Source organism: Mesorhizobium sp. P2_B5 (assembly GCF_056404775.1).
This window is the reverse complement of the sequence record NZ_JBFUDJ010000001.1, coordinates 619428-639504: the sequence shown is the minus strand read 5'-3', so window position 1 is coordinate 639504 and position 20077 is coordinate 619428. Positions and strand designations below refer to the sequence as shown.

At 64.0% G+C, this 20077-nt stretch carries 19 protein-coding genes; 3 read left to right on the top strand and 16 right to left on the bottom strand.

Annotated elements, in window-relative coordinates:
• Positions 1-41: 41 nt before the first annotated feature.
• From AC1D1N_RS03255 to rplS, 9 genes are all read right to left on the bottom strand, one after another.
• Positions 42-1238 carry a GGDEF domain-containing protein gene (locus AC1D1N_RS03255; RefSeq protein WP_477346562.1) on the bottom strand — a complete coding sequence of 399 codons (1197 nt, stop codon included), beginning with the start codon at positions 1236-1238 and terminating at the stop codon, positions 42-44.
• A gap of 162 nt (positions 1239-1400) precedes the next feature.
• Positions 1401-2810, bottom strand: a complete 1410-nt coding sequence (gene leuC, locus AC1D1N_RS03250) for a 3-isopropylmalate dehydratase large subunit (protein WP_112560122.1) — start codon at positions 2808-2810, stop codon at positions 1401-1403.
• 71 nt (positions 2811-2881) lie between these two features.
• Positions 2882-3151 (bottom strand): hypothetical protein, encoded by a 270-nt coding sequence (locus tag AC1D1N_RS03245; RefSeq protein WP_477347391.1) that lies wholly within the window; start codon positions 3149-3151, stop codon positions 2882-2884.
• A 67-nt stretch (positions 3152-3218) separates the two neighbouring features.
• Positions 3219-3854: a class I SAM-dependent DNA methyltransferase gene (locus AC1D1N_RS03240; protein WP_477346559.1), complete on the bottom strand. Its 636-nt coding sequence runs from the start codon at positions 3852-3854 to the stop codon at positions 3219-3221.
• Between the two features lie 58 nt (positions 3855-3912).
• Entirely contained in the window at positions 3913-4722 is an 810-nt protein-coding gene (locus AC1D1N_RS03235; protein WP_477346557.1) for an amino acid ABC transporter permease, read from the bottom strand.
• A gap of 260 nt (positions 4723-4982) precedes the next feature.
• Positions 4983-5783, bottom strand: a complete 801-nt coding sequence (locus tag AC1D1N_RS03230; protein WP_477346555.1) for a transporter substrate-binding domain-containing protein — start codon at positions 5781-5783, stop codon at positions 4983-4985.
• A gap of 237 nt (positions 5784-6020) precedes the next feature.
• On the bottom strand, positions 6021-6518 hold the full coding sequence (locus tag AC1D1N_RS03225) for a MarR family winged helix-turn-helix transcriptional regulator (protein ID WP_477346553.1): 498 nt from the start codon (positions 6516-6518) through the stop codon (positions 6021-6023).
• The gene (locus tag AC1D1N_RS03220) at positions 6515-6943 is read right to left on the bottom strand and encodes an organic hydroperoxide resistance protein (protein WP_436262430.1); all 429 of its coding nucleotides are present in this window, start codon (positions 6941-6943) and stop codon (positions 6515-6517) included. Before AC1D1N_RS03220 ends, AC1D1N_RS03225 begins: the two co-directional genes overlap by 4 nt.
• A gap of 156 nt (positions 6944-7099) precedes the next feature.
• Positions 7100-7651, bottom strand: a complete 552-nt coding sequence (gene rplS / locus AC1D1N_RS03215) for a 50S ribosomal protein L19 (protein WP_142867183.1) — start codon at positions 7649-7651, stop codon at positions 7100-7102.
• Between the two features lie 340 nt (positions 7652-7991).
• On the opposite strand from rplS, the gene AC1D1N_RS03210 reads away from it, so the two are divergent.
• The gene (locus AC1D1N_RS03210) at positions 7992-8744 is read left to right on the top strand and encodes a sulfite exporter TauE/SafE family protein (RefSeq protein ID WP_192251380.1); all 753 of its coding nucleotides are present in this window, start codon (positions 7992-7994) and stop codon (positions 8742-8744) included.
• Here AC1D1N_RS03210 and trmD read toward each other — a convergent pair.
• Both trmD and rimM read right to left on the bottom strand, forming a co-directional pair.
• Positions 8726-9424 carry a tRNA (guanosine(37)-N1)-methyltransferase TrmD gene (gene trmD / locus AC1D1N_RS03205; protein ID WP_477346551.1) on the bottom strand — a complete coding sequence of 233 codons (699 nt, stop codon included), beginning with the start codon at positions 9422-9424 and terminating at the stop codon, positions 8726-8728. The two genes, AC1D1N_RS03210 and trmD, sit on opposite strands and share 19 nt — an antisense overlap.
• The gene (gene rimM / locus AC1D1N_RS03200) at positions 9421-10020 is read right to left on the bottom strand and encodes a ribosome maturation factor RimM (RefSeq protein WP_477346549.1); all 600 of its coding nucleotides are present in this window, start codon (positions 10018-10020) and stop codon (positions 9421-9423) included. The genes trmD and rimM overlap by 4 nt, the downstream gene beginning before the upstream one ends.
• Positions 10021-10116: 96 nt before the next feature.
• Between rimM and AC1D1N_RS03195 the strand changes: the two genes are divergently transcribed.
• Together AC1D1N_RS03195 and AC1D1N_RS03190 are read left to right on the top strand one after the other, a co-directional pair.
• On the top strand, positions 10117-11055 hold the full coding sequence (locus AC1D1N_RS03195; RefSeq protein ID WP_436262427.1) for a tyrosine recombinase XerC: 939 nt from the start codon (positions 10117-10119) through the stop codon (positions 11053-11055).
• A gap of 62 nt (positions 11056-11117) precedes the next feature.
• Complete coding sequence (locus AC1D1N_RS03190) at positions 11118-12185, top strand: TraB/GumN family protein (protein ID WP_477346547.1); 1068 nt, start codon at positions 11118-11120, stop codon at positions 12183-12185.
• A gap of 720 nt (positions 12186-12905) precedes the next feature.
• Here the strand turns inward: AC1D1N_RS03190 and lpdA are convergent.
• The 5 genes from lpdA to AC1D1N_RS03165 all read right to left on the bottom strand — a co-directional run bounded on the left by lpdA (position 12906) and on the right by AC1D1N_RS03165 (position 20050).
• Positions 12906-14312 carry a dihydrolipoyl dehydrogenase gene (lpdA, locus tag AC1D1N_RS03185; protein WP_477346545.1) on the bottom strand — a complete coding sequence of 469 codons (1407 nt, stop codon included), beginning with the start codon at positions 14310-14312 and terminating at the stop codon, positions 12906-12908.
• 91 nt (positions 14313-14403) lie between these two features.
• Complete coding sequence (locus AC1D1N_RS03180; protein WP_436262423.1) at positions 14404-15159, bottom strand: SDR family oxidoreductase; 756 nt, start codon at positions 15157-15159, stop codon at positions 14404-14406.
• Positions 15156-15635 carry a hypothetical protein gene (locus AC1D1N_RS03175; protein WP_436262422.1) on the bottom strand — a complete coding sequence of 160 codons (480 nt, stop codon included), beginning with the start codon at positions 15633-15635 and terminating at the stop codon, positions 15156-15158. The genes AC1D1N_RS03180 and AC1D1N_RS03175 overlap by 4 nt, the downstream gene beginning before the upstream one ends.
• An 84-nt stretch (positions 15636-15719) precedes the next feature.
• The gene (odhB, locus tag AC1D1N_RS03170) at positions 15720-17000 is read right to left on the bottom strand and encodes a 2-oxoglutarate dehydrogenase complex dihydrolipoyllysine-residue succinyltransferase (protein WP_436262421.1); all 1281 of its coding nucleotides are present in this window, start codon (positions 16998-17000) and stop codon (positions 15720-15722) included.
• Between the two features lie 62 nt (positions 17001-17062).
• Positions 17063-20050, bottom strand: a complete 2988-nt coding sequence (locus AC1D1N_RS03165; RefSeq protein WP_436262420.1) for a 2-oxoglutarate dehydrogenase E1 component — start codon at positions 20048-20050, stop codon at positions 17063-17065.
• Between the last annotated feature and the right edge of the window lie 27 nt (positions 20051-20077).

Sequence of the window (20077 nt, the reverse complement as noted above, 5' to 3'; positions counted from 1 at the left end):
AGATAGAGCGCCTCGCCGTTTCCGTGAAACGGCGAGGCGTTCTAGCTGGCGCTGCCTGTATCCGGGATGAACACCGTTTCGGCCCGCTCATAGGACAGCCGCACGCTGTCGCGGCCGTTCTTCTTGGCCTTGTAGAGCGCCTCGTCGGCACGCCGCATCAGCGGCTCCAACCCTTCGTCGCCGGTGCGCGCCGCGACGCCGAAGCTCGCGGTCACTCTGGTGCCCGGCGGCAGACCGTCGACGCAGCCGGCCGAATAGTGCGTGCGCACGGCCTCGGCAAAGAGCCGCGCCGTGGCAAGGTCGCTCAGCGACAAAAGCACGGCGAACTCCTCGCCGCCGATGCGCCCGGCAACGGCGCGCGCGCCGGCGGCGGTACGAAGCTTGGCCGCGAAGTCGGCGATCACCTGGTCGCCCGCGGCGTGTCCGTACCTGTCGTTGAGCGCCTTGAAGTGATCGAGATCGGCCAGCACCAGTGCGACCGGCACCTTGGCGGCGGCGCAGTGTTGCAGCACCAGCAAGGCGCGCTCCTCAAACCCCCTGCGATTGAGCAGGCCGGACAGCGGGTCGGTATGCGTCTCGGTCTTCAGCGCCTTCATCACGTCGAGTGCTGCGGCCGAGAACAGGCAGAGCGCGATCAGCAACGACAGCAGCGCGTGCGTCAGCAGTGCCGTCGTCCAGTAGGACGAGCCATAAAACCCGTCATAGCTGGTGAAGGGCCCGTGCGAGATGACGACGAGCAGCGTCCGGCCGATGAAGTTCAGCCCCGACAGCAGCGACAGCACGAACAGGATCTTTTCGGTCGGGCCATTGTCGCGCACGGCGCGCAGCTCGGCGGCGACCAGCAGACTAAGTCCGCCAAAACCGAAATTGATGGAAAGGATGCGCCAGGTGAGGTCCGGCTCCACAAACAAGAACCAGCAAAACGCAGCCAGCCCGCCACCCGCCAGAATGCCGATCGCGACGTAGGGCACGCGCCTGCCGTAGCGCGCGATGATCGCGCCGACGAGGCAGCACGCGGCGAAGGTGAAGCAGAGGTTGGAGGCGAGCTTGGTCAGCACCATGCCGACGGGCAAGGTAAAATACTGCAGCAGGAAGCCGGGCGCGGATACGCAATAGCTTACGCCCAGCACCGCCAGATAGGGCCGGTGGCGCTGGTAGAACCATAGCACGAGAAACGCCGCGCCGAGCGCCAGCGCGATCGTCGGATTGAGCAGCGCTATGAACAGACCGGTGTCCAAAGGACGGTGACTTCCCCGCGTGACGTCGGGGAAGACCATAGAGCGCAAGCCCCAACAAGCGGTTAAGCCAGAGCGAATATGCGGGCAGAGCGGATGAAAAAAGGCCCCGGAACCGCGATGCGGTCCGGGGCCTGATATGGATTATGAGCTGCGCGCCGGAAACTATTTCCAGTCGCGGATGTCGACGAAATGGCCAGCGATCGCCGCCGCCGCCGCCATTGCCGGCGACACCAGATGGGTGCGGCCCTTGAAGCCCTGCCGTCCTTCGAAGTTGCGGTTCGATGTCGAGGCGCAGCGCTCATGCGGCTTCAGCCGGTCGTCGTTCATGGCGAGACACATCGAGCAGCCCGGCTCGCGCCAGTCGAAACCGGCCGCGATGAAGATCTTGTCGAGACCCTCGGCCTCCGCCTGTTCCTTGACCAGGCCGGAACCCGGCACGATCATCGCGTCGACATGCGCACTCACGGTCTTGCCTTCGACCACCTTGGCCACGGCGCGCAAATCCTCGATGCGGCCATTGGTGCAGGAGCCGATGAAGACGCGGTCGAGCGTGATGTCGGTGATCTTGGTTCCAGGCGTCAGCCCCATATAGTCGAGCGCGCGGATCTTTGAGCTGCGCTTGTTCTCGTCCGTGATCTCTTCCGGGTTGGGAACGACGCCCTGCACCGAAACCACATCCTCGGGCGACGAGCCCCAGGAAACGATCGGCGGCAGCTTGGCCGCGTCGAGCACGATCACCTTGTCGAAATGCGCACCCTCGTCGGACTGCAGTGTCTTCCAGTATTCGAGAGCGGCATCCCAGGCAGCGCCTTTCGGGGCACGCGGCTTGTCCTTGACGTAGGCGAAGGTGGTTTCGTCGGCCGCGATCAGGCCGGCGCGCGCGCCGCCCTCGATCGACATGTTGCAGATCGTCATGCGGCCTTCCATCGACAGCGCGCGGATCGCCTCGCCGGCATATTCGATGACATAGCCGGTGCCGCCGGCGGTGCCGATCTCGCCGATGATGGCAAGGATGATGTCCTTGGCGGTGACGCCTTCCGGCAGTTGGCCGTCGACACGCACCAGCATGTTCTTGGCCTTGCGCTGGATCAGCGTCTGCGTCGCCAGCACATGCTCGACCTCTGACGTGCCGATGCCATGCGCCAGCGCGCCGAAGGCGCCATGCGTGGAGGTGTGGCTGTCGCCGCAGACGATGGTCATGCCCGGCAGCGTAAAGCCCTGCTCCGGCCCGATGATGTGGACGATGCCCTGGCGGATATCGTTTTCGGAATAATACTCGACGCCGAAATCCTTGGCGTTCTTGGCCAAGGCCTCGACCTGGATGCGGCTTTCCTCGTTCTTGATGCCGAACTTGCGCTCAGGCGAGGTCGAGACGTTGTGGTCGACCACGGCCAGCGTCTTTTCCGGATGCCGGACCTTGCGGCCGCTCATGCGTAGGCCTTCGAAGGCTTGCGGGCTGGTCACTTCATGGACGAGGTGGCGGTCGATGTAGAGCAGGCAGGTGCCGTCGTCCTGGCGATCGACGACATGGTCGTCGAATATCTTGTCGTAGAGGGTGCGCGGTGCGCTCATGTGCGTAAATCCGTCGATTTGAAATAGGGAAGGGCAGACGCGCCGGAGGCCTTCGGCCCGGCGAAAGCGGCCTAGCTAAGTCGGCTGGTGAGCGCGCCCGAAACGCGCGCAGAAAAGCGCGACGGCAGGCGTTTTCTGTCCTGCAGCACGAAACCCTTGTAGGCCGGATCGCCAAAAAGCTCTTCCATGGCGTGGCTCATACCAATGTTTTGGCTTTTCGGCAATTGCAGAGAGCGGCGCGGCTTCCCCTTCCCCCCTTGTGGGGGAAGGTGGATCGGCGCGCAGCGCCGAGACGGATGAGAGGTGTTGGAAGGATCGCCGTCCTTGCCAAGCTGGAACACCCCTCATCCGACCTCGCTTCGCGAGGCCACCTTCTCCCACAGGTGGAGAAGGGGAAGAGGGCTGTGCTCAAAGCACCTCGAACACAAACGTCTTCACCAAGGCATCCGGCTCGGCGATGGCGTAGCAGCGGAACCACGAGCTTTGCTCTACCGGTCGCCATTTCCCGTTCTGCTCCAGCGCGTCGAACACGGCCTGGAAGCCGCCGCTTTCGAACACCTGGTCGCGCACGGTGAAAATGGCATGGCCACCCTTCCTGGTGATGCGCACAAGCTCGTGCAGGCCGGAGGCCGGCGCGTGGCTGATGGTGAACACCCCGGTCGAGAAGAAAGCGCGGAAATGTCCGCCCGGCCAAGGCAGCGGACCGCCGAGCATGGCCTGTTTCAGCTCGTTGTAGGCATTGCGGCTGCCGGCGATCTTCAGCATGTCGTCGGAGAGGTCGAGCCCGGCAATGTCGTGATAGCCAAGCGCCTTGAGCGAAGGGCCCGACAGGCCGGTGCCGCAGCCGGCATCGAGAAGCGGGCCTTCGCCAGCCGGCACATGGCGCGCCACCCAGGCGGTAATCAGGAACGGCAGCAAATAGCCGAGCGAAGCGGTCTCGCTGTCATAGGTCGCGGCCCAGTCGGCATAGGCTTGCGCCAGCGTTTCTGGCGTGTCGGCCGAATAGACGGAGTCCAGCGCTGCATTGGCCTTGTCGACATTCATCGCTTGCATCCTCCCGGCACTATCTGGTCTCGATCGTAGCCCGATCTCCGCGGGACTTCTATTCCTCGAGCGCGCGGCGCAGCCGCTTCTCCAGCGCCCGCAGCGCCAGCGACAGGCCGACGGTCAGGATGAGATAGATATAGGCGACGATCGAATAGGTCTCGAAGAAGCGGAACGAGCCGGCGGCGTAGATTTTGCCCATCTGGGTGATGTCGGCGACGCCGAGCACCGAGACCAGCGAGGAATCCTTGACCATGGCGACGAAGTCATTGCCGAGCGGCGGCAATATGGTGCGGATCGCCTGCGGAAACACGATCAGCCGGAAACGTTGCGTGCGCGAAAGACCCAGCGCCTTGGCCGCCTCGATCTGGCCTTTCTCGACAGACTGGATGCCGGCGCGAAAGACCTCGGAGATGAAGGCGGAATAGCCGATGGTCAGCGCCATGATGGCCCGCCACAACAGCGAGACGTCGCGCACCAAAAGCTCGCCCATCAGGCCGGCATTCTGCAGCGGCGCGGTCAGCGCATTCCAGGCGGCGACGAAGGCCGGCGCACCGGCAAAGGCGATCCAGAACAGCAGCACCAGGATCGGCACGCCACGGATGATCTCGACATAGAAGCGGGCGATTTGCCTGAGCCAGCGCGACCCAGACAACCCCATCAGCGCAATGCCGAGGCCGATGGCCGACGCCAGCGCAAAGGCGACCACGGTGACAAAGACGGTGATGCCGATGCCCTTGGCGACGGTGGCGAAGACCTGGGCATAGAGATCGCTGGTGGCAATGTAGAGCGCGGCGATCACCGCGAGAACGATCGCGGCGGCAAGCCACCAGGGGAAGTCGGATTTGGGGGTGGAGACGGGGGACATCAGTCCCCAACGCTGGCGAACAGCTGCCTTCGCAAGATCTGCTGATCTCCCCCCTTGCGGGGGAGATGTCCGGCAGGACAGAGGGGGGTGCTGTCCCTCCAGCCTTTCAGCCGATCACGGTCGCGGCCCTTGGCCAGGTTCTCTTTGGAGAAGCTCAAAATAAAAGGGGAGCGATCCTGCACATCCCCCTCTGCCCTGCCGGGCATCTCCCCCGCAAGGGGGGAGATTGGCAGCTTTACCGGCCCTAACGCCAAGATGGCCTACTGCCCCATCTTGTAATCAAGAAACCACTTCTTGTTGAGCGCCTCGATCGTCCCATCCGCCTTGAGCGCGGCGATCGCGGCGTTGACCGGCTTCACGAGGTCCGAGCCTTTCGAGAAGATGAAGCCGAAATCCTCGGTGCCGAGCGGGCCGCCGATCAGCTTGAGCTTGCCGCCGGAGGCGTCGACATAGCCCTTGCCGGCGGTGCCGTCGGTCAGCACGACATCGACATCACCGGACTTCAGCGCCTGCACCGAGGCTCCAAAAGTCTCGAACTGCTTGATGCGCGGGTTCTGCTCATTGCCGTCGAGCACGCTGTAGACCGCGGTGTAGAACGGCGTGGTGCCGGCCTGTGCGCCGATCAACCCGTCCTTGAAGTCGGCGAAGGTCTTGGCGTCGGTGAAGCGGCTTTCGTCGCCGCGCACCAGCATGAACTGTTCCGAACGCATGTAGGGGTCGGAGAAATCGACCTTCTCCTTGCGGTCGTCCTTGATGGTGATGCCGGTCATGCCGATGTTGTACTGATTGTCGGAAACCGCCTGGATCATCGCATCCCAGGAGGTGTTCTGGTACTCGACCTTGAAGTTCAGCCGCTTGGCGATCTCGTCCATCGCGTCATATTCCCAGCCGATCTGCTTGCCGGTCTTGGGGTCGATGAACTGCAGCGGCGGATAGGCGTTTTCGGTCACCACCACCACCTTCTTGCCGCCGAGGTCGGGCAGCGCATCGGACGCCCATGCAGCAACGGGCGCGAGGAAACAGGCCAGCAGGCCGGCCAGCAGCAGTTTCGATTTGGTCATGATACACTCCAGGATGAGAAGCCCGCTTGCAGCCGGGCTCACATGAAAATCCAGGCGCGACTTTAGCCGTCCGCAGACGGCTTGCAAGCCGGTCCGGTGCTCAGCGTCCGGTGAAAGTGGATTCCAATGCCTTCAACCGGCGCGGTTTTAGAACGCTTCGCGGTCGGCATTTCTTCCGTGACCCGCTATGGCTAGCTAGGCCGCTTTCGAGCACAAGGGAAACCGTCAAACGACGGGTCAGGATGATGACGCTGCGTCACGCAATTTTGCGACAAACCCGGTCAAGGTCCGGTGCAGCGACCTCAGCTCCTCGACTTCCAGCGGCATGGCGCAGGCAAGGCCGGCGGATACATCCTTGATGCGTGCGCGCAGCGCCTGGCCCTTTGCGGTCGGTTCGACCAGCACGCGGCGCTCGTCGGCTGGGTCGCGTCGGCGGGTGACCAGGCCACCCACCTCAAGCCGCTTGAGCAGCGGCGTCAGCGTCGCCGAATCCAGCCCCAGCGCCTCGCCGAGCTCGCCAACCGTGCTCGGCGCATGCTGCCACAGCGCCAGCATCGCCAGATATTGCGGATAGGTGAGGCCGAGCGGGTCGAGCAGGGGTCGGTAAAATTTGGTCATCAGCCCGCTCGCGGAATAGAGCGCGAAGCAGAGCTGCTGGTCCAGGCGCGGAACAGCGATCGTCCCGGCGGTATCCGCCGGGACTTCTGTGGCTCTGGTTTCGGTCTTCGTCGTCATGCTGCCTTTGCCGCAAGCGCCACTGTCGAAAGCGCCACCTCGACATTGCCCTTGATCGCGTTCGAATAGGGGCAGATCTTGTGCGCTTCCGATACAAGCGCTTCCGCGGCCTCCTGATCAAGGCCCTTCGTCTCGGCGGCGAGCGCGACACCGAGCTTGAAGCCTTCGCCGTTGGGAAGCAGGCTGACGGTCGAGGTCACCGACGCATCGGTCAGCGGCAGCTTTTGCTTGCGCGCGACGAAGCGGATGGCGCTTTCGAAGCAGGCGGCATAGCCGACCGCGAACAGCTGCTCGGGATTGGTGGCGCCACCCTGTCCACCGAGTTCCCTAGGCAAAGCCAGGTCGACCTTGAGCAGGCCGTCGCTGGTTTCGCCATGGCCGGCGCGGCCGCCGGTGACGCGAGCCTGTGTGGTGTAGAGTGCCATTTCAGTTCTCCATTTAATTTGTGTACGATTATTTAGTACACAAGATAATGTGCGGTCAACAGCCGAGCCCCAATTTCTCGGCCGACAATCGTTCACAGTCTGGTGAAACGAAAAAAGGCGGCCGAAGCCGCCTTTCCAAAATCCTTGGTCGAGATCTTATTCGGCCGGGGTGGCTTCCGCAGCGGCCTTGGCTGCCGCTTCAGCCTCGTCGGCGGCCTTCTTCTCGGCGGCTTCCTTGGCGGCCGTCTCGGCGGCCAGCGCCTGGGCGGCGGCGACCTTCTCGGCTTCGATGCGGGCCTTCTCGGCGTTCAGCGCATCGCGCTCCTCATCGTTGAGCTTGCGGGCGCGCACGCCGGTGTTTTCCGAAATACGGGCCGACTTGCCGCGACGGTCGCGCAGATAATAGAGCTTGGCGCGGCGCACCTTGCCGCGGCGCACGATCTCGACGCCCTCGACCATCGGCGAGAAGACCGGGAAAACGCGCTCGACGCCTTCGCCGTAGGAGATCTTGCGGACGGTGAAGTTTTCCTGGAAGCCGGCGCCGGAGCGGGCGATGACGACGCCCTCATAGGCCTGGACACGGGTGCGGGTGCCTTCGGTCACGCGGACCTGGACGCGCACGGTGTCGCCGGGCTGGAATTCGGGAAGCTTGCGCTTGGCTTCGATCTTGGCGGCCTGTTCGGCCTCGAGCTGACGGATGATATCCATCTCAATAGTCCACTTCTTGTTCTTCCGACAGTCAGAGCGTCCGACACTCGCCTTGCAGTTCCATTGACCGCTCGGCTATGCCCTTTGTCTCCGAGACATCTGTCTTCTGGACATCGGGCAGGGGCGACTACACCGTCATTGTTGACGGGTCTGGGAGATTTTTCTCGCCAGTACAGGCGGGCACATACAGCTATTTCACTCACTTGTCACGCCTTGGCCCTGTCTTTTTTGGTCGCATGCCACCACGCAATCGTCCAGTGCAGGGTTGCGCCTGCCCTCCAAGCTTCCTAAGCCGGACGACGCATACTTGTCCGGCGCCACTCTCATGACGATTTTCGACATGTCCGTTCTCGACGCTGCCCTGCTGTTTGCGGCAGGCTTTCTGTCGGGCGCATGCAACGCGGTCGCCGGCGGCGGCACCTTCATTACTTTCGGCGCCATGTCGCTGGTCGGCGTACCGCCGATCGTCGCCAACGCCACCTCCTCGGTGACGCAGTTTCCGGGCTACATCACCTCGACGCTCGCCTACTGGACCGACATCGAGCATTTCTGGCGCGGCGCGCTGCTGCTCTGCCTGATTTCGGCCGCCGGCGCGCTGGCCGGCGCCTTCATCCTTCTGGCGCTTTCCAACCCGTCCTTCCGCGTCATGGTGCCGTGGCTGCTTTTGGCCGCCACAGCGCTTTTCGCCGCCGGACCGTGGCTGAAGCCCGCGCCCAAGCCGGGACACGAGGCCGCGGTCGGCTCGCTCGCCGGGTCGCTGGCGCAGTTCCTCACCGCGGTCTATGGCGGCTTCTTCGGCGCCGGCATGGGCGTGATGATGCTGGCGACGCTCGGCCTGACACAGGCCGGCGACTACCACCGGCTGAATGCGCTGAAGAACATGCTGGCCGTGGTCATCGCGGCAGTAGCGATCATCGTCTTCGTCTCCGGCGGCGTCGTCGCCTGGCCGCAAGCGATCGTCATGATCCCCGGCGGCGCGCTGGGCGGCTACGCCGGCGTGTGGATCGCCAAGCGCGTGCCGCAAAACGCAGTACGCGGCTTCGTCATCGCCGTCGGCCTGTTTCTGGCGTTTTATTATTTTGCCAAGGGCTGAGCGGCGAGCAAATCCGGTCGCCGATCCCTGGTCAGCTTCTCGGACTCCGCGCGGCGCCAGGCGGCGATCTTCTTGTGATTGCCTGACGTCAGCACGTCGGGGATCGGCCTGCCCTCGAATTCCTGTGGCCGCGTGTAGTGCGGATGTTCGAGCAGGCCGTTCTCAAAGCTTTCCTCTTCGCCTGACACCGCATTGCCCATCACGCCGGGCAACAGCCGCACCACGGCGTCGAGCAGCACAAGTGCGGCCGGCTCGCCGCCGGAGAGGATGAAATCGCCGATGGACACCTCCTCCAGGTTCCGCGCCTCGATCAGCCGTTGGTCGACGCCTTCGAAGCGGCCGCAGACGATGACCGCGCCCGGTCCGGCGGCCAGTTCGCGCACACGCGCCTGGGTCAGCGGTTTTCCGCGCGGGCTCATCAGCAACCTTGGCCGCGGATCGCCGGCCGGCGACGTGTGGTCGATCGCCTTGGCCAGCACATCGGCGCGCATCACCATACCGGCGCCGCCGCCGGCCGGTGTGTCGTCCACCGTGTGGTGGCGGTCCTCAGCAAATTCGCGGATCTGGACCGCGTCCAGTGACCACGTACCTGCCTCCAGCGCCCGCCCGGCCAGCGACAGGCCGAGCGGACCCGGAAACATCTCGGGATAGAGCGTCAGCACCGATGCCTTGAACGTCACCGGTTGCCTCCGGCGTCCTTGGGCCCGCGCGGCCGGCCCTTCGCGTCGAAATTGTCTTCACGCGGCGTCTCGCCATCCTCGTCCTCGATCAGACCGGCGGCGGCCGGATCGACGCGGACAAACCCCTCGGCAACCGACACCTGCGGCACGGCGGCCTGGGTGAACGGGATCAGCACGCCTTTGCGCCCGCCGAGTGTGACGTCGAGAATGTCGCCGCCGCCGAAATTGTGCACGGCGACCACCTTGCCAATGACCGCGTCCTTATCGTCGCGGACCTCGAGCCCGACGAGATCGGCGTGGTAGAACTCGTCCTCCTCGCCATCGTCCGGCAGCATCGAGCGGTCGACGAACAGCTCCGTGCCAGCCAGCGCCTCGGCGGCATTGCGGTCGGCAATGCCCTTGAAGCGCACCACGACGACGGTGTTGGCGGGCCGAATGTCGATGATCTGGAAGGCGCGGCCGTCCTTGGCATAGAGCGGCCCATAATCGGCCAGCGCCAGCGGCTCGCCGGTGAAGGTTTTGACCCTGAGCTCGCCCTTGATGCCGTGGGCGGCGCCGATCACGGCCATCTGGACAGGGTTTTGGGGCTTGCTCATGGCTGATGTCCTTTGCCCTGCTCTAACGCCCTCCCGTGGCCATTTCAATGACAGCTTCTTCACTGCTTCCTAACCCGGCTGCCTGACAATGGCCGCATGCAGGAATTTCTCATCCCGGCAAAACCCGACCTCCAGGCGGCGCGCGAGAGCTGGCTGAAGATGCTGGCGCGCGAACGCCGGCTGTCGCCGGCGACAGTCGAAGCCTATGAGCGCGACACGCGCCAGTTCCTGCATTTCCTGACCGGACATTGCGGCGGCTCGCCCGGCATTTCCGACATCGCCACTTTGCGTCCGGCCGATCTGCGCGGCTTTCTTGCCGCGCGGCGCAACGCCGGCGCCGGCGCCCGTACGCTCGGCCGAGGTCTTGCCGGCATCCGCTCACTGCTGCGTTTCCTCGAACGGCGCGGTCTCGCCAACGCGGCGGGAGCAGCAGCGCTGCGCGCCCCGCGCCAGCCGAAATCGCTGCCCAAGCCACTCACCGCCAGCGACGCCAAACATGTCGTCTCGGTGGAAGGCCAATTGGCGGAGGAGCCCTGGATCGCCGCCCGCAACGCCGCCGTGCTGACGCTGCTCTACGGTTCGGGCCTGCGCATTTCCGAAGCGCTTGGCCTCAGTGCCGCCGACCTGGCCTCGGAAGGCGACACCGTGCTGCGCGTCACCGGCAAGGGCGGCAAGACGCGGCTGGTGCCGGTGCTGCCGGTGGCGCTGCGCGCCATCGCCGAATACCGCAAACTGTGCCCTTACCATCTCGACCCCAAGGGCCTTTTGTTTCGTGGCGCTCGCGGCGGACCGCTCAATCCGGCCATCGTCCAGCGCGACATGGCCAAACTGCGCTCGGCGCTCAACCTGCCGGATACCGCCACCCCGCACGCCTTGCGCCACTCCTTCGCTACCCATCTGCTTGGCCGCGGCGGTGACTTGCGCACCATCCAGGAGCTTCTCGGCCATGCCAGCCTGTCGACGACGCAGGTCTATACCGGCGTCGACACCGCAAGGCTGCTCGAAATATATGAGTCCGCCCACCCAAGGGCGTGAACTCTTCAAATTTGCGCCGCCGATTAACCGTTTCGCCGCTTTTCGGTCCTAGAAAAGCGATCATGAAACGCGTCATCGCCATCGCCGACCGCGCGGCCCTTGCGTCGCTGAAGCTGCTTGTCGCGCTCAACACGCTGTTTTTCCTGTCTTTCCTCATCGTGCTGCTGCTCGCCGCCGGTAAGGCGCATGCCGACGTCCCGGTCTGCACCGGCGCTGATCTGCTGTCGGCCCTGCAGAAGGACGACCCCGCCACCCATGCCAGGATCGAGGCGCAAGCGGCGGCGACGCTGAACGGCAAGGGCCTATTGTGGAAGCTGGAAAAATCAGGCGAAAAGCCATCCTTCCTGTTCGGCACCATGCACATGACCGACCCGCGCGTGACCGCGCTGCCGCCGGCCGCCAAGCGGGCCTACGACGCCGCCGGCACCATCATCATCGAAACCACCGACGTGCTCGACAAGCAGAAGATGATGGAGGCCATGCTCAAGGAGCCCGAGCTGATGATGTTCACCGACAGCACGACGCTGTCGTCGCTATTGTCGCCGGAGGATGCGGCGGTGGTGAACAAGGGGCTCGATGCGCGCGGCATTCCGCCGGCGAGCGTCTCCAAGATGAAGCCGTGGCTGCTGTCGGCCATGGTCGCGCTGCCGGTCTGCGAGGTCGCCCGCCAGGCAGGCGGCGCGCCGGTTCTCGACGTCAAGCTGGCTGAGGACGCCAAGGCTAATGGAAAGCCGGTGGAAGGCCTGGAAACCGCCGCCGGCCAGCTCCGCGCCATGGCTTCGCTGCCGATCGCCTTTCACATCAAGGGGCTGGTTGAAACCTTGAAGCTCGGCGACAAGATAAACGACATCAACGAGACCATGATCGTGCTCTACCAGCGCGGCGACACCGGCACGTTCTGGCCGCTCCTGCGGTCAATGTCCCCAGGCGAAGAGGACGACGCTGCAGGGTACGCCGCCTTCGAGCAGGCCATGATTACCGACCGCAACAAGGTGATGGTCGACCATGCCCAGCCGATCCTGGCCAAGGGCAACGCCTTCATGGCGGTCGGCGCCCTGCATCTTCCCGGCCCCGAAGGCCTGGTGGAGGATTTTCGCAAAGCCGGCTATACTGTCACTGCCGTCGACTGATCTGCGCGGCTCCTTGCCTGCCGAATCATGCAAGGCTCGGTTGTGTCTGGGTCCGCAGCTGATTCGCGGTCTGAAGACCGGTTGGCCCTATTCTTGGCGAAAAAGGACAGGTAAGCTCATTTTTGCTCACTCGCGATTGATTTTGCGGGGGAAATACAGGCCACCGAGCGGTTGTAAATCAGAATTTTCCTGCGTTCGGCGATTTCCAGGCCTAGTATGAAACCCGTTCAACGGTTGCGCGTTGATGGGTGTTGTTTGATGCTTTTCATCCATGGAGGACACTTTTATGTCGAACCCTAACGACCCGGGCCCGGCGCCCAAATCGGGCGGTGGCAGCGGCTGGCTGATTGCGCTGGTCGTCGTCATCCTTGCGATTGTCGCGTACTATGTTTTTGGAAGAAGCGGCGAGCCTCCGGCACCCGCCGAGCCGCCGGCAGCCAGCACACCGGCACCTGCGCCTGCACCGGCTGAGCCGATGAAGCCCGCCGAACCGGCTCCCGCGCCAGCCCCGGCGCCCGCACCTGCGCCTGAGCCCGCTCCGGCACCAGCCCCGGCTCCCGCGCCTGCTCCGGCTCCGGCTCCCGCACCGGCCCAGTAATCAGGCCACTGAATTTAATAACGAACGGCCCGCTGCGAAGCGGGCCGTTTTGTTTTGGGGCCTGTTGTTGGCGAGGGTAGCGATCCTTCACCGCCGACGTGCCGCAAACTTCCCTGTCGAAATTAGATATGGATCGGCTTGAAGAACGTGGCCAGTGCCGCTTCCTTGACCGCTTCCGACATTGTCGGGTGCGCGTGGCAGGTGCGGGCGAGGTCTTCGGACGAGCCGCCGAACTCCATCAGTACCGCAGCCTCATGGATCATCTCGCCGGCGCCGAAGCCGACAATGTGGACGCCGAGCACGCGGTCGCTGACCTTGTCAGCGAGGATCTTCACGAAGCCGTCGGTGTGCAGCATGGCGCGCGCGCGGCCGTTGGCGGTGAACGGGAATTTGCCGATCTTGTAATCGATGCCGGCCTTCTTCAGCTCCTCCTCGGTCTTGCCGACCGAAGCGATTTCCGGGCTGGTGTAGACGACGCTCGGGATGACGTCGTAATTCACATGACCGGCCTGGCCGGCAATGGTCTCGGCCACCGCCACGCCTTCGTCCTCGGCCTTGTGCGCCAGCATCGGTCCGGCGATGACATCGCCGATGGCGTAGATGCCCGCCACATTGGTCCGCAGATGCACGTCGGTCTTGACCCGGCCGCGCTCATCGACCTCGACGCCGGCCTCCTTCAGCCCGAGACTGTCGGAATAGGCCCGGCGTCCGGTCGAGATCAGCACCGCATCGGCCTCGATGGTCTCGGCCGCACCGCCGTTGATCGGCTCGAAGGTGACGGTCGCGCCCTTCTTGGTCTTGGACACGCCGGTGACCTTGGCGCCGAGCTTGAACTCGAAGCCCTGCTTGGACAGCAGCCGCTGGAACTGTTTGGAAACCTCGCCGTCCATGCCGCCCAGAATGGTGTCGAGGAACTCGACCACGGTGACCTTGGCGCCGAGCCGCGCCCATACCGAGCCGAGTTCCAGCCCGATGACGCCGCCGCCGACCACCACCAGTCGCTCCGGCACCTTGGCCAGCGATAGGGCGCCGGTCGACGACAGGATCACCTTCTCGTCGATGTCGACCTTAACGCCGGGAATGCCGGCGACATCCGAGCCGGTGGCAATGACGATGTTTTTCGTCTCGATCTCCTCGACCTTGCCGTCCTCAGCCGTCACCGAGACCTTGCCGGCGGCGACCACCTTGCCGGTGCCGCGGAACGAGTCGATCTTGTTCTTCTTGAACAGGAAGGCGACGCCGTTGACGTTGGCCGAAACGGTCGCGTCCTTGTGCGCCATCATCTTCTTCAGATTGAGTTTTGGCGCCGGTATCTCGACCCCCAGCGTATCGAAGGAATGGCCGGCCTCGGCGAACATCTCCGAGGCATAAAGCAGCGCCTTGGAGGGGATGCAGCCGATGTTGAGGCAGGTGCCGCCGAAGGTGGCGTTCTTCTCGACCACCGCGACCTTCAGCCCGAGCTGCGCCGCCTTGATGGCGCAGACATAGCCGCCCGGTCCCGATCCGATGATAACGACGTCATAAGCCATGATGGGTGTCCTTCTTGCCTAGAGCATGATGCCGAAAAGTGTGAAGCGGTTTTCGGAGACCATCATGCTCTATCCCTTTGATTTGTGGCCTTCAGCGGCCGCCGCTAACATTCAGGATCGCGCCCGTCGTATAGGACGCTTCATCCGACAAAAGATAGAGAACGGCATGCGCGACTTCATCCGCCGTGCCGGCGCGCTTCATCGGCAGCATGTCGCGGAACCGCTCGACCCGGTCTGGCTGGCCGCCCGAAGCATGGATCTCGGTGTCGATGATGCCTGGCCGTATCGCATTGACACGCACACCTTCAGTCGCGACTTCGCGCGCCAGCCCGAGCGTGAAGGTGTCGATCGCCGCCTTGGACGCGGCATAGTCGACATATTCGCCGGGCGAGCCGTGTATCGACGCCGCCGACGAAATGTTGACGATGGCGCCGCCCTGGCCGCCATTCTTGCTCGACATGCGCCTGACCGCTTCGCGGGCGCACAGAAACGAGCCGATGACATTGATGCGCATCATGCGCTCCAGCCGCGCCAGGCTCATTTCGTCGACACGCGCCTTGACGTCGACGACGCCGGCATTGTTGACGAGGCCATCGAGCCTGCCGAAGCGGTGGTCGACCGCCTCGAACATTGCCACGATGTCGCCTTCGTTGCCGACGTCACCCTTGACCGCAAAGGCGTCACCGCCCATCGCCTCGACTTCGGCAACCAGCGCCTTGGCGGCGGCCTCGTTCGCGGCATAGTTGACCGCGACCCGGTAGCCGGCCTTCGCCGCAAGCCGGCAGGTGGCCGCGCCAATGCCGCGGCTGCCGCCGGTGACCAGAAGAACCTTCTTGGCCGCGCTCATTCCTGGCAGCCTTTCAACAGAAACACGTCCCACGGCAGTTTCGAGAAACCGTTGGCGCCGAAGGCCGACGACATCTGCAGCGATGGCCCGAGATCGGGGAAGATCAGGCTCTGCGGTGCGTCCGTGCCCTCCGCCGCCATGAGCGCGATGTTGCCCTTGTCGTCGGCGCTGTAGACGACACCTTGCCAGACCGTGCAGGCGGCAAGCTCGTCGCCGGTGACGTCGCCGGTCGGGCATTTGTACATCAGCGATCCGTGCGGCCGCGAAACGCCTGATGTCCACATGACGATGCCGTCGAGCACGACGCCCTTGTCGAGCACCATCTTGAAGGAGTTGGTGACGGTGGCCGCACCCGTCGTCGGCCGAAAATCGATGCCGGCCTCGCTCTCGGCATCGCCATAGACGGCGAGCGCCAGCGGGCAGGCGGCGTGGGCTGTAGATACAGCTTGCGTGACGCCGACCGCACACACTGCCATGAAAACCATTCGGGACCGGAAGCGCGAGGAACGGGTCGTCATGCGGCGGCGCAGTCCTTTCCCCGGCTCAAAACCGACCAGCCTCTAGAGATCAAGCACCAGCCGTTCCGGATCCTCCAGGCTGTCCTTGACGCGGACCAGGAAGGTCACTGCTTCCTTGCCGTCGACGATGCGATGATCGTAGGAGAGCGCCAGGTACATCATCGGCCGGATCACGATCTGGCCGCCGACCACGACGGGGCGGTCTTGGATCTTGTGCATGCCCAGAATGCCCGACTGCGGCGCATTCAAGATCGGCGTCGACATCAGCGAGCCGTAAACGCCGCCGTTGGAGATGGTGAACGTGCCGCCCTGCATGTCGGCGACCGACAGCTTGCCGTCACGCGCGGCAATGCCCAGCCGGCCGATGTCCTTCTCGATCTCGGCGATCGACATCTGGTCGGCGTCGCGCACCACCGGCACGACGAGGCCCTTTTCCGTGCCGACGGCAACGCCGATATGGGCATAGTTCTTGAAGATGATGTCGGTGCCGTCGATCTCGGCATTGACCGAGGGGATTTCTTTCAAGGCATGGGTGACCGCCTTGGTGAAGAAGCCCATGAAGCCGAGCTTCACGCCATGCTTCTTCTCGAAGATGTCCTTGTACTTGGTCCTGAGCGCCATCACCGCTGACATGTCGACCTCGTTGAAGGTGGTCAGCATGGCGGCGGTCGACTGCGCTTCCTTCAGCCGGCGCGCGATAGTCTGGCGCAGCTTGGTCATGCGCACGCGTTCTTCACGCGAGGCATCGTCACCGGAGGACGGCGCGCGCACCGCGACGGCTCTCGGCGTTTCGGCCGGCTGCGACGGTGCGCCCTTGGAAATCGCGTCGAGCACATCGCCCTTCAGCACCTGGCCGCGCTTGCCCGAGCCGGACACCTGGTCGACGGACAGATTGTTCTCGGCGATCAGCTTTGCGGCAGCCGGCGCCGGCGGCATAGAGCGCGGCTCGACCGCGCCGGCATCACCGGCGATCTTGGCGGTCTCGGCCGCGGCCTGCTTGGTCGTATGGGCCGCGTCGGGGCTCGACGCTTGCGAGACGGTTTGCGGCTTGGCCTCCTGCTTGTTTGCAGGTGCGGCGGCGACTCCGCCGGCCGAGATCGACCCGAGAAGGGCGCCGACGCCGACGGTCTCACCTTCCTTGGCGGTGATCTCGCCCAGCGTGCCGGCAGCAGCAGCGGGCACTTCCACCGTCACCTTGTCGGTTTCGAGCTCGACCAGCGGCTCGTCGACGGCAATGGCATCGCCGACCTTCTTGAACCACTTGCCGATGGTCGCCTCGGTGACGGATTCGCCGAGAGTGGGAACGCGGATTTCGGTAGCCATTGTGCCTGTCCGTTTCTTCTCTGTCTGTTCTGTGTGCCGAATTCTATTCGCCCAATGCTGCTTTACTCACCGAGCGCGTCTTCGAGCAGGGCGGCGAGCTGCGCCAAATGCTTCGACATCAACCCGGTCGCCGGCGATGCCGCCGCCGGACGTCCGGTGTAGCGCACCCGCTGATGCTTGGCGTCGATATGCGCCAGCACCCACTCCAGATACGGATCGATGAACGACCAGGCGCCCATGTTCTTCGGCTCTTCCTGGCACCACACCATCTCGGCGTTGCGGAAACGCGACAGTTCGGTGATCAGCGCCTTGGCCGGGAACGGATAGAGCTGTTCGACGCGCAACAGATAGATGTCGTTGATGCCGCGCTTCTCGCGCTCCTCATAGAGGTCGTAATAGACCTTGCCCGAGCACAGCACGACGCGGCGGATCTTGGAATCCTTGACCAGCTTGATCGCCTGGTTCTGCAACAGCTGGGCATCGTCCCACAGCAGCCGGTGGAACGAGCTTTCGCCCGAAATCTCAGGCAGCGTCGACACTGCCCGCTTGTGGCGCAGCAACGACTTCGGCGTCATCAGGATCAGCGGCTTGCGGAAGTCTCGCTTCAGCTGCCGGCGCAGGATGTGGAAATAGTTGGCCGGCGTGGTGCAGTTGGCGACTTGCATATTGTCTTCGGCGCAGAGCTGCAGGAAGCGTTCGAGACGCGCCGAGGAATGCTCCGGACCCTGGCCCTCATAGCCATGCGGCAGCAGGCAGACCAGCCCCGACATGCGCAGCCACTTGCGCTCGCCGCTGGAGATGAACTGGTCGAACACCACCTGGGCGCCGTTGGCGAAATCGCCGAACTGCGCTTCCCATAGCGTAAGCGCCTTCGGTTCGGCCAGGCTGTAGCCATATTCGAAGCCGAGCACCGCCTCTTCCGAAAGCATCGAGTTGATGACTTCGTAGCCCGCCTGCGCCGCAGACAGATTGTTGAGCGGGATATAACGGGTCTCGTCGCGCTGGTCGTAGAGCACGGAATGGCGCTGCGAAAAGGTGCCGCGTTCGGAATCCTGGCCGGAGAGCCGGATCGGATTGCCGTCGAGCAGGATGGCGCCGAAAGCCAGCGCCTCGGCCGTCGACCAATCGATGCCTTCGCCGGATTCGATCGCCTGGCGGCGGTTCTCGAGGAAGCGGATGATGGTCTTGTGTGCCTCGAAACCCTTCGGCACCTCGGTCAGCTTCTTGCCGATCTCCTTCAGCACCTTGACCGGCACGGCGGTCTTGCCGCGGCGCTGTTCGTCCTGGTTGTCGGCGGTGCGCAGGCCTGACCATGCGCCATCCAGCCAGTCGGCCTTGTTGGGCTTGTAGTGCTGGCCGACTTCCCATTCGGATTCCAGATGCGCGCGCCAGTCGGCCTTCATCTTGTCGAGTTCGGCCTGGGTGATATGGCCCTCGGCGATCAGCCGGTCGCCATAGATCTGCACCGTTGTCTTATGATTGCGGATGTTGGCGTACATGATCGGCTGGGTGAATGCCGGCTCATCGCCCTCATTGTGGCCGAAGCGGCGGTAGCAGAACATGTCCACCACCACCGGCTTGTGGAACTTCATGCGGAATTCGATCGCCACCTTGGCGGCATGGACCGTGGCTTCAGGATCGTCGCCATTGACGTGGAAGATCGGCGCCTCGATCATCTTGGCGACGTCGGACGGATAGGGCGACGAACGCGAGAAGCGCGGATTGGTGGTGAAGCCGATCTGGTTGTTGATGATGAAGTGCAGCGTGCCGGCGACGCGATGGCCGCGCAGGCCCGACAGGCCGAGGATCTCGGCAATCACGCCTTGGCCGGCGAAGGCGGCGTCACCATGCAGCAGCAGCGGCAGCACCTTGGCGCGTTCTTCCAGCGGCACGATCTCCTCGCGGCTGCGGCCAAACAGATAGTCCTGCTTGGCGCGCGCCTTGCCCATCACGACCGGATCGACGATTTCCAGATGCGAGGGATTGGCGGTCAACGACAGGTGCACCTTGTTGCCGTCGAACTCGCGGTCCGACGAGGCGCCGAGATGGTACTTGACGTCGCCTGAGCCCTCGACCTCGTCGGGAGCGGCCGAGCCGCCCTTGAACTCGTGGAAGATGGCGCGGTGCGGCTTGGCCATCACCTGGGAGAGCACGTTGAGCCGGCCGCGATGCGCCATGCCGAGCACGATCTCCTTCATGCCGAGCTGGCCGCCGCGCTTGATGATCTGCTCCAGCGCCGGGATCAGCCCTTCGCTGCCATCGAGACCGAAGCGCTTGGTGCCCTTGTACTTGACGTCGATGAACTGCTCGAAGCCTTCGGCCTCGACCAGCTTCTGCAGGATCGCCTTCTTGCCGGTAGCGGTGAAGGATATCTCCTTGTCGGTGCCTTCGATGCGGGCCTGGATCCAGGCCTTCTCCTCGGGATCGGAGATGTGCATGAACTCGACGCCGAGGGTCGAGCAATAGGTGCGAGTGAGAATCTCCAGCATCTGCCGGATGGTGCCGAATTCGAGGCCGAGCACATTGTCGAGGAAGATCGGCCGGTCGTAATCGGCTGATGTAAAACCGTAGTTCTCCGGCGACAGCTCGTTATAGTCCTCGAGCGGCTTGGCGATGCCGAGCGGATCCAGATTGGCGTGCAGATGGCCGCGCATGCGGTAGGCGCGGATCATCATGATAGCGCGCACCGAATCGCGCGTCGCCTGATGCACGTCGGCATCCGACAGCACGACGCCGTTGGTGACGGCCTTGTCCTTGACCTTCTTTTCGACCGTCCTCTCGACCAGGCCCCAATTGCCGTCGAGCGCCGATACCAGCTCGCCATTGGCCTGCAACGGCCAGGAGGGCCTTGCCCAGGAGGCGCCCTTGGCGTTCTTGCGCACATCGCCGGCGTCGTCCTTCAGCGCCGCGAAGAAGTCCTGCCATTCTGGGTTTACCGACTCCGGATCATCCTCATAGGACGCGTAGAGCGCGTCGATGTAGTCGGCGTTCCCGCCGTACAGGAACGAGGTGAGTGAAAACTGGTCGTTGGCCTGATCTTGTCTTGCCATTTTTGTCTGCGGAGCCTGGCTCCGTCT

Excerpts from the sequence above, each read along its gene's own strand:
- AC1D1N_RS03190 (WP_477346547.1), top strand. The coding sequence starts at position 11,118 with ATGAAACGCGTCATCGCCATCGCCGACCGCGCGGCCCTTGCGTCGCTG.
- leuC (WP_112560122.1), bottom strand. The coding sequence starts at position 2,810 with ATGAGCGCACCGCGCACCCTCTACGACAAGATATTCGACGACCATGTC.
- AC1D1N_RS03195 (WP_436262427.1), top strand. The coding sequence starts at position 10,117 with ATGCAGGAATTTCTCATCCCGGCAAAACCCGACCTCCAGGCGGCGCGC.
- AC1D1N_RS03240 (WP_477346559.1), bottom strand. The coding sequence starts at position 3,854 with ATGAATGTCGACAAGGCCAATGCAGCGCTGGACTCCGTCTATTCGGCC.
- AC1D1N_RS03165 (WP_436262420.1), bottom strand. The coding sequence starts at position 20,050 with ATGGCAAGACAAGATCAGGCCAACGACCAGTTTTCACTCACCTCGTTC.
- AC1D1N_RS03175 (WP_436262422.1), bottom strand. The coding sequence starts at position 15,635 with ATGGCAGTGTGTGCGGTCGGCGTCACGCAAGCTGTATCTACAGCCCAC.
- odhB (WP_436262421.1), bottom strand. The coding sequence starts at position 17,000 with ATGGCTACCGAAATCCGCGTTCCCACTCTCGGCGAATCCGTCACCGAG.
- AC1D1N_RS03180 (WP_436262423.1), bottom strand. The coding sequence starts at position 15,159 with ATGAGCGCGGCCAAGAAGGTTCTTCTGGTCACCGGCGGCAGCCGCGGC.
- AC1D1N_RS03235 (WP_477346557.1), bottom strand. The coding sequence starts at position 4,722 with ATGTCCCCCGTCTCCACCCCCAAATCCGACTTCCCCTGGTGGCTTGCC.
- rplS (WP_142867183.1), bottom strand. The coding sequence starts at position 7,651 with ATGGATATCATCCGTCAGCTCGAGGCCGAACAGGCCGCCAAGATCGAA.
- lpdA (WP_477346545.1), bottom strand. The coding sequence starts at position 14,312 with ATGGCTTATGACGTCGTTATCATCGGATCGGGACCGGGCGGCTATGTC.
- AC1D1N_RS03225 (WP_477346553.1), bottom strand. The coding sequence starts at position 6,518 with ATGACGACGAAGACCGAAACCAGAGCCACAGAAGTCCCGGCGGATACC.
- AC1D1N_RS03220 (WP_436262430.1), bottom strand. The coding sequence starts at position 6,943 with ATGGCACTCTACACCACACAGGCTCGCGTCACCGGCGGCCGCGCCGGC.
- rimM (WP_477346549.1), bottom strand. The coding sequence starts at position 10,020 with ATGAGCAAGCCCCAAAACCCTGTCCAGATGGCCGTGATCGGCGCCGCC.
- AC1D1N_RS03210 (WP_192251380.1), top strand. The coding sequence starts at position 7,992 with ATGTCCGTTCTCGACGCTGCCCTGCTGTTTGCGGCAGGCTTTCTGTCG.
- AC1D1N_RS03230 (WP_477346555.1), bottom strand. The coding sequence starts at position 5,783 with ATGACCAAATCGAAACTGCTGCTGGCCGGCCTGCTGGCCTGTTTCCTC.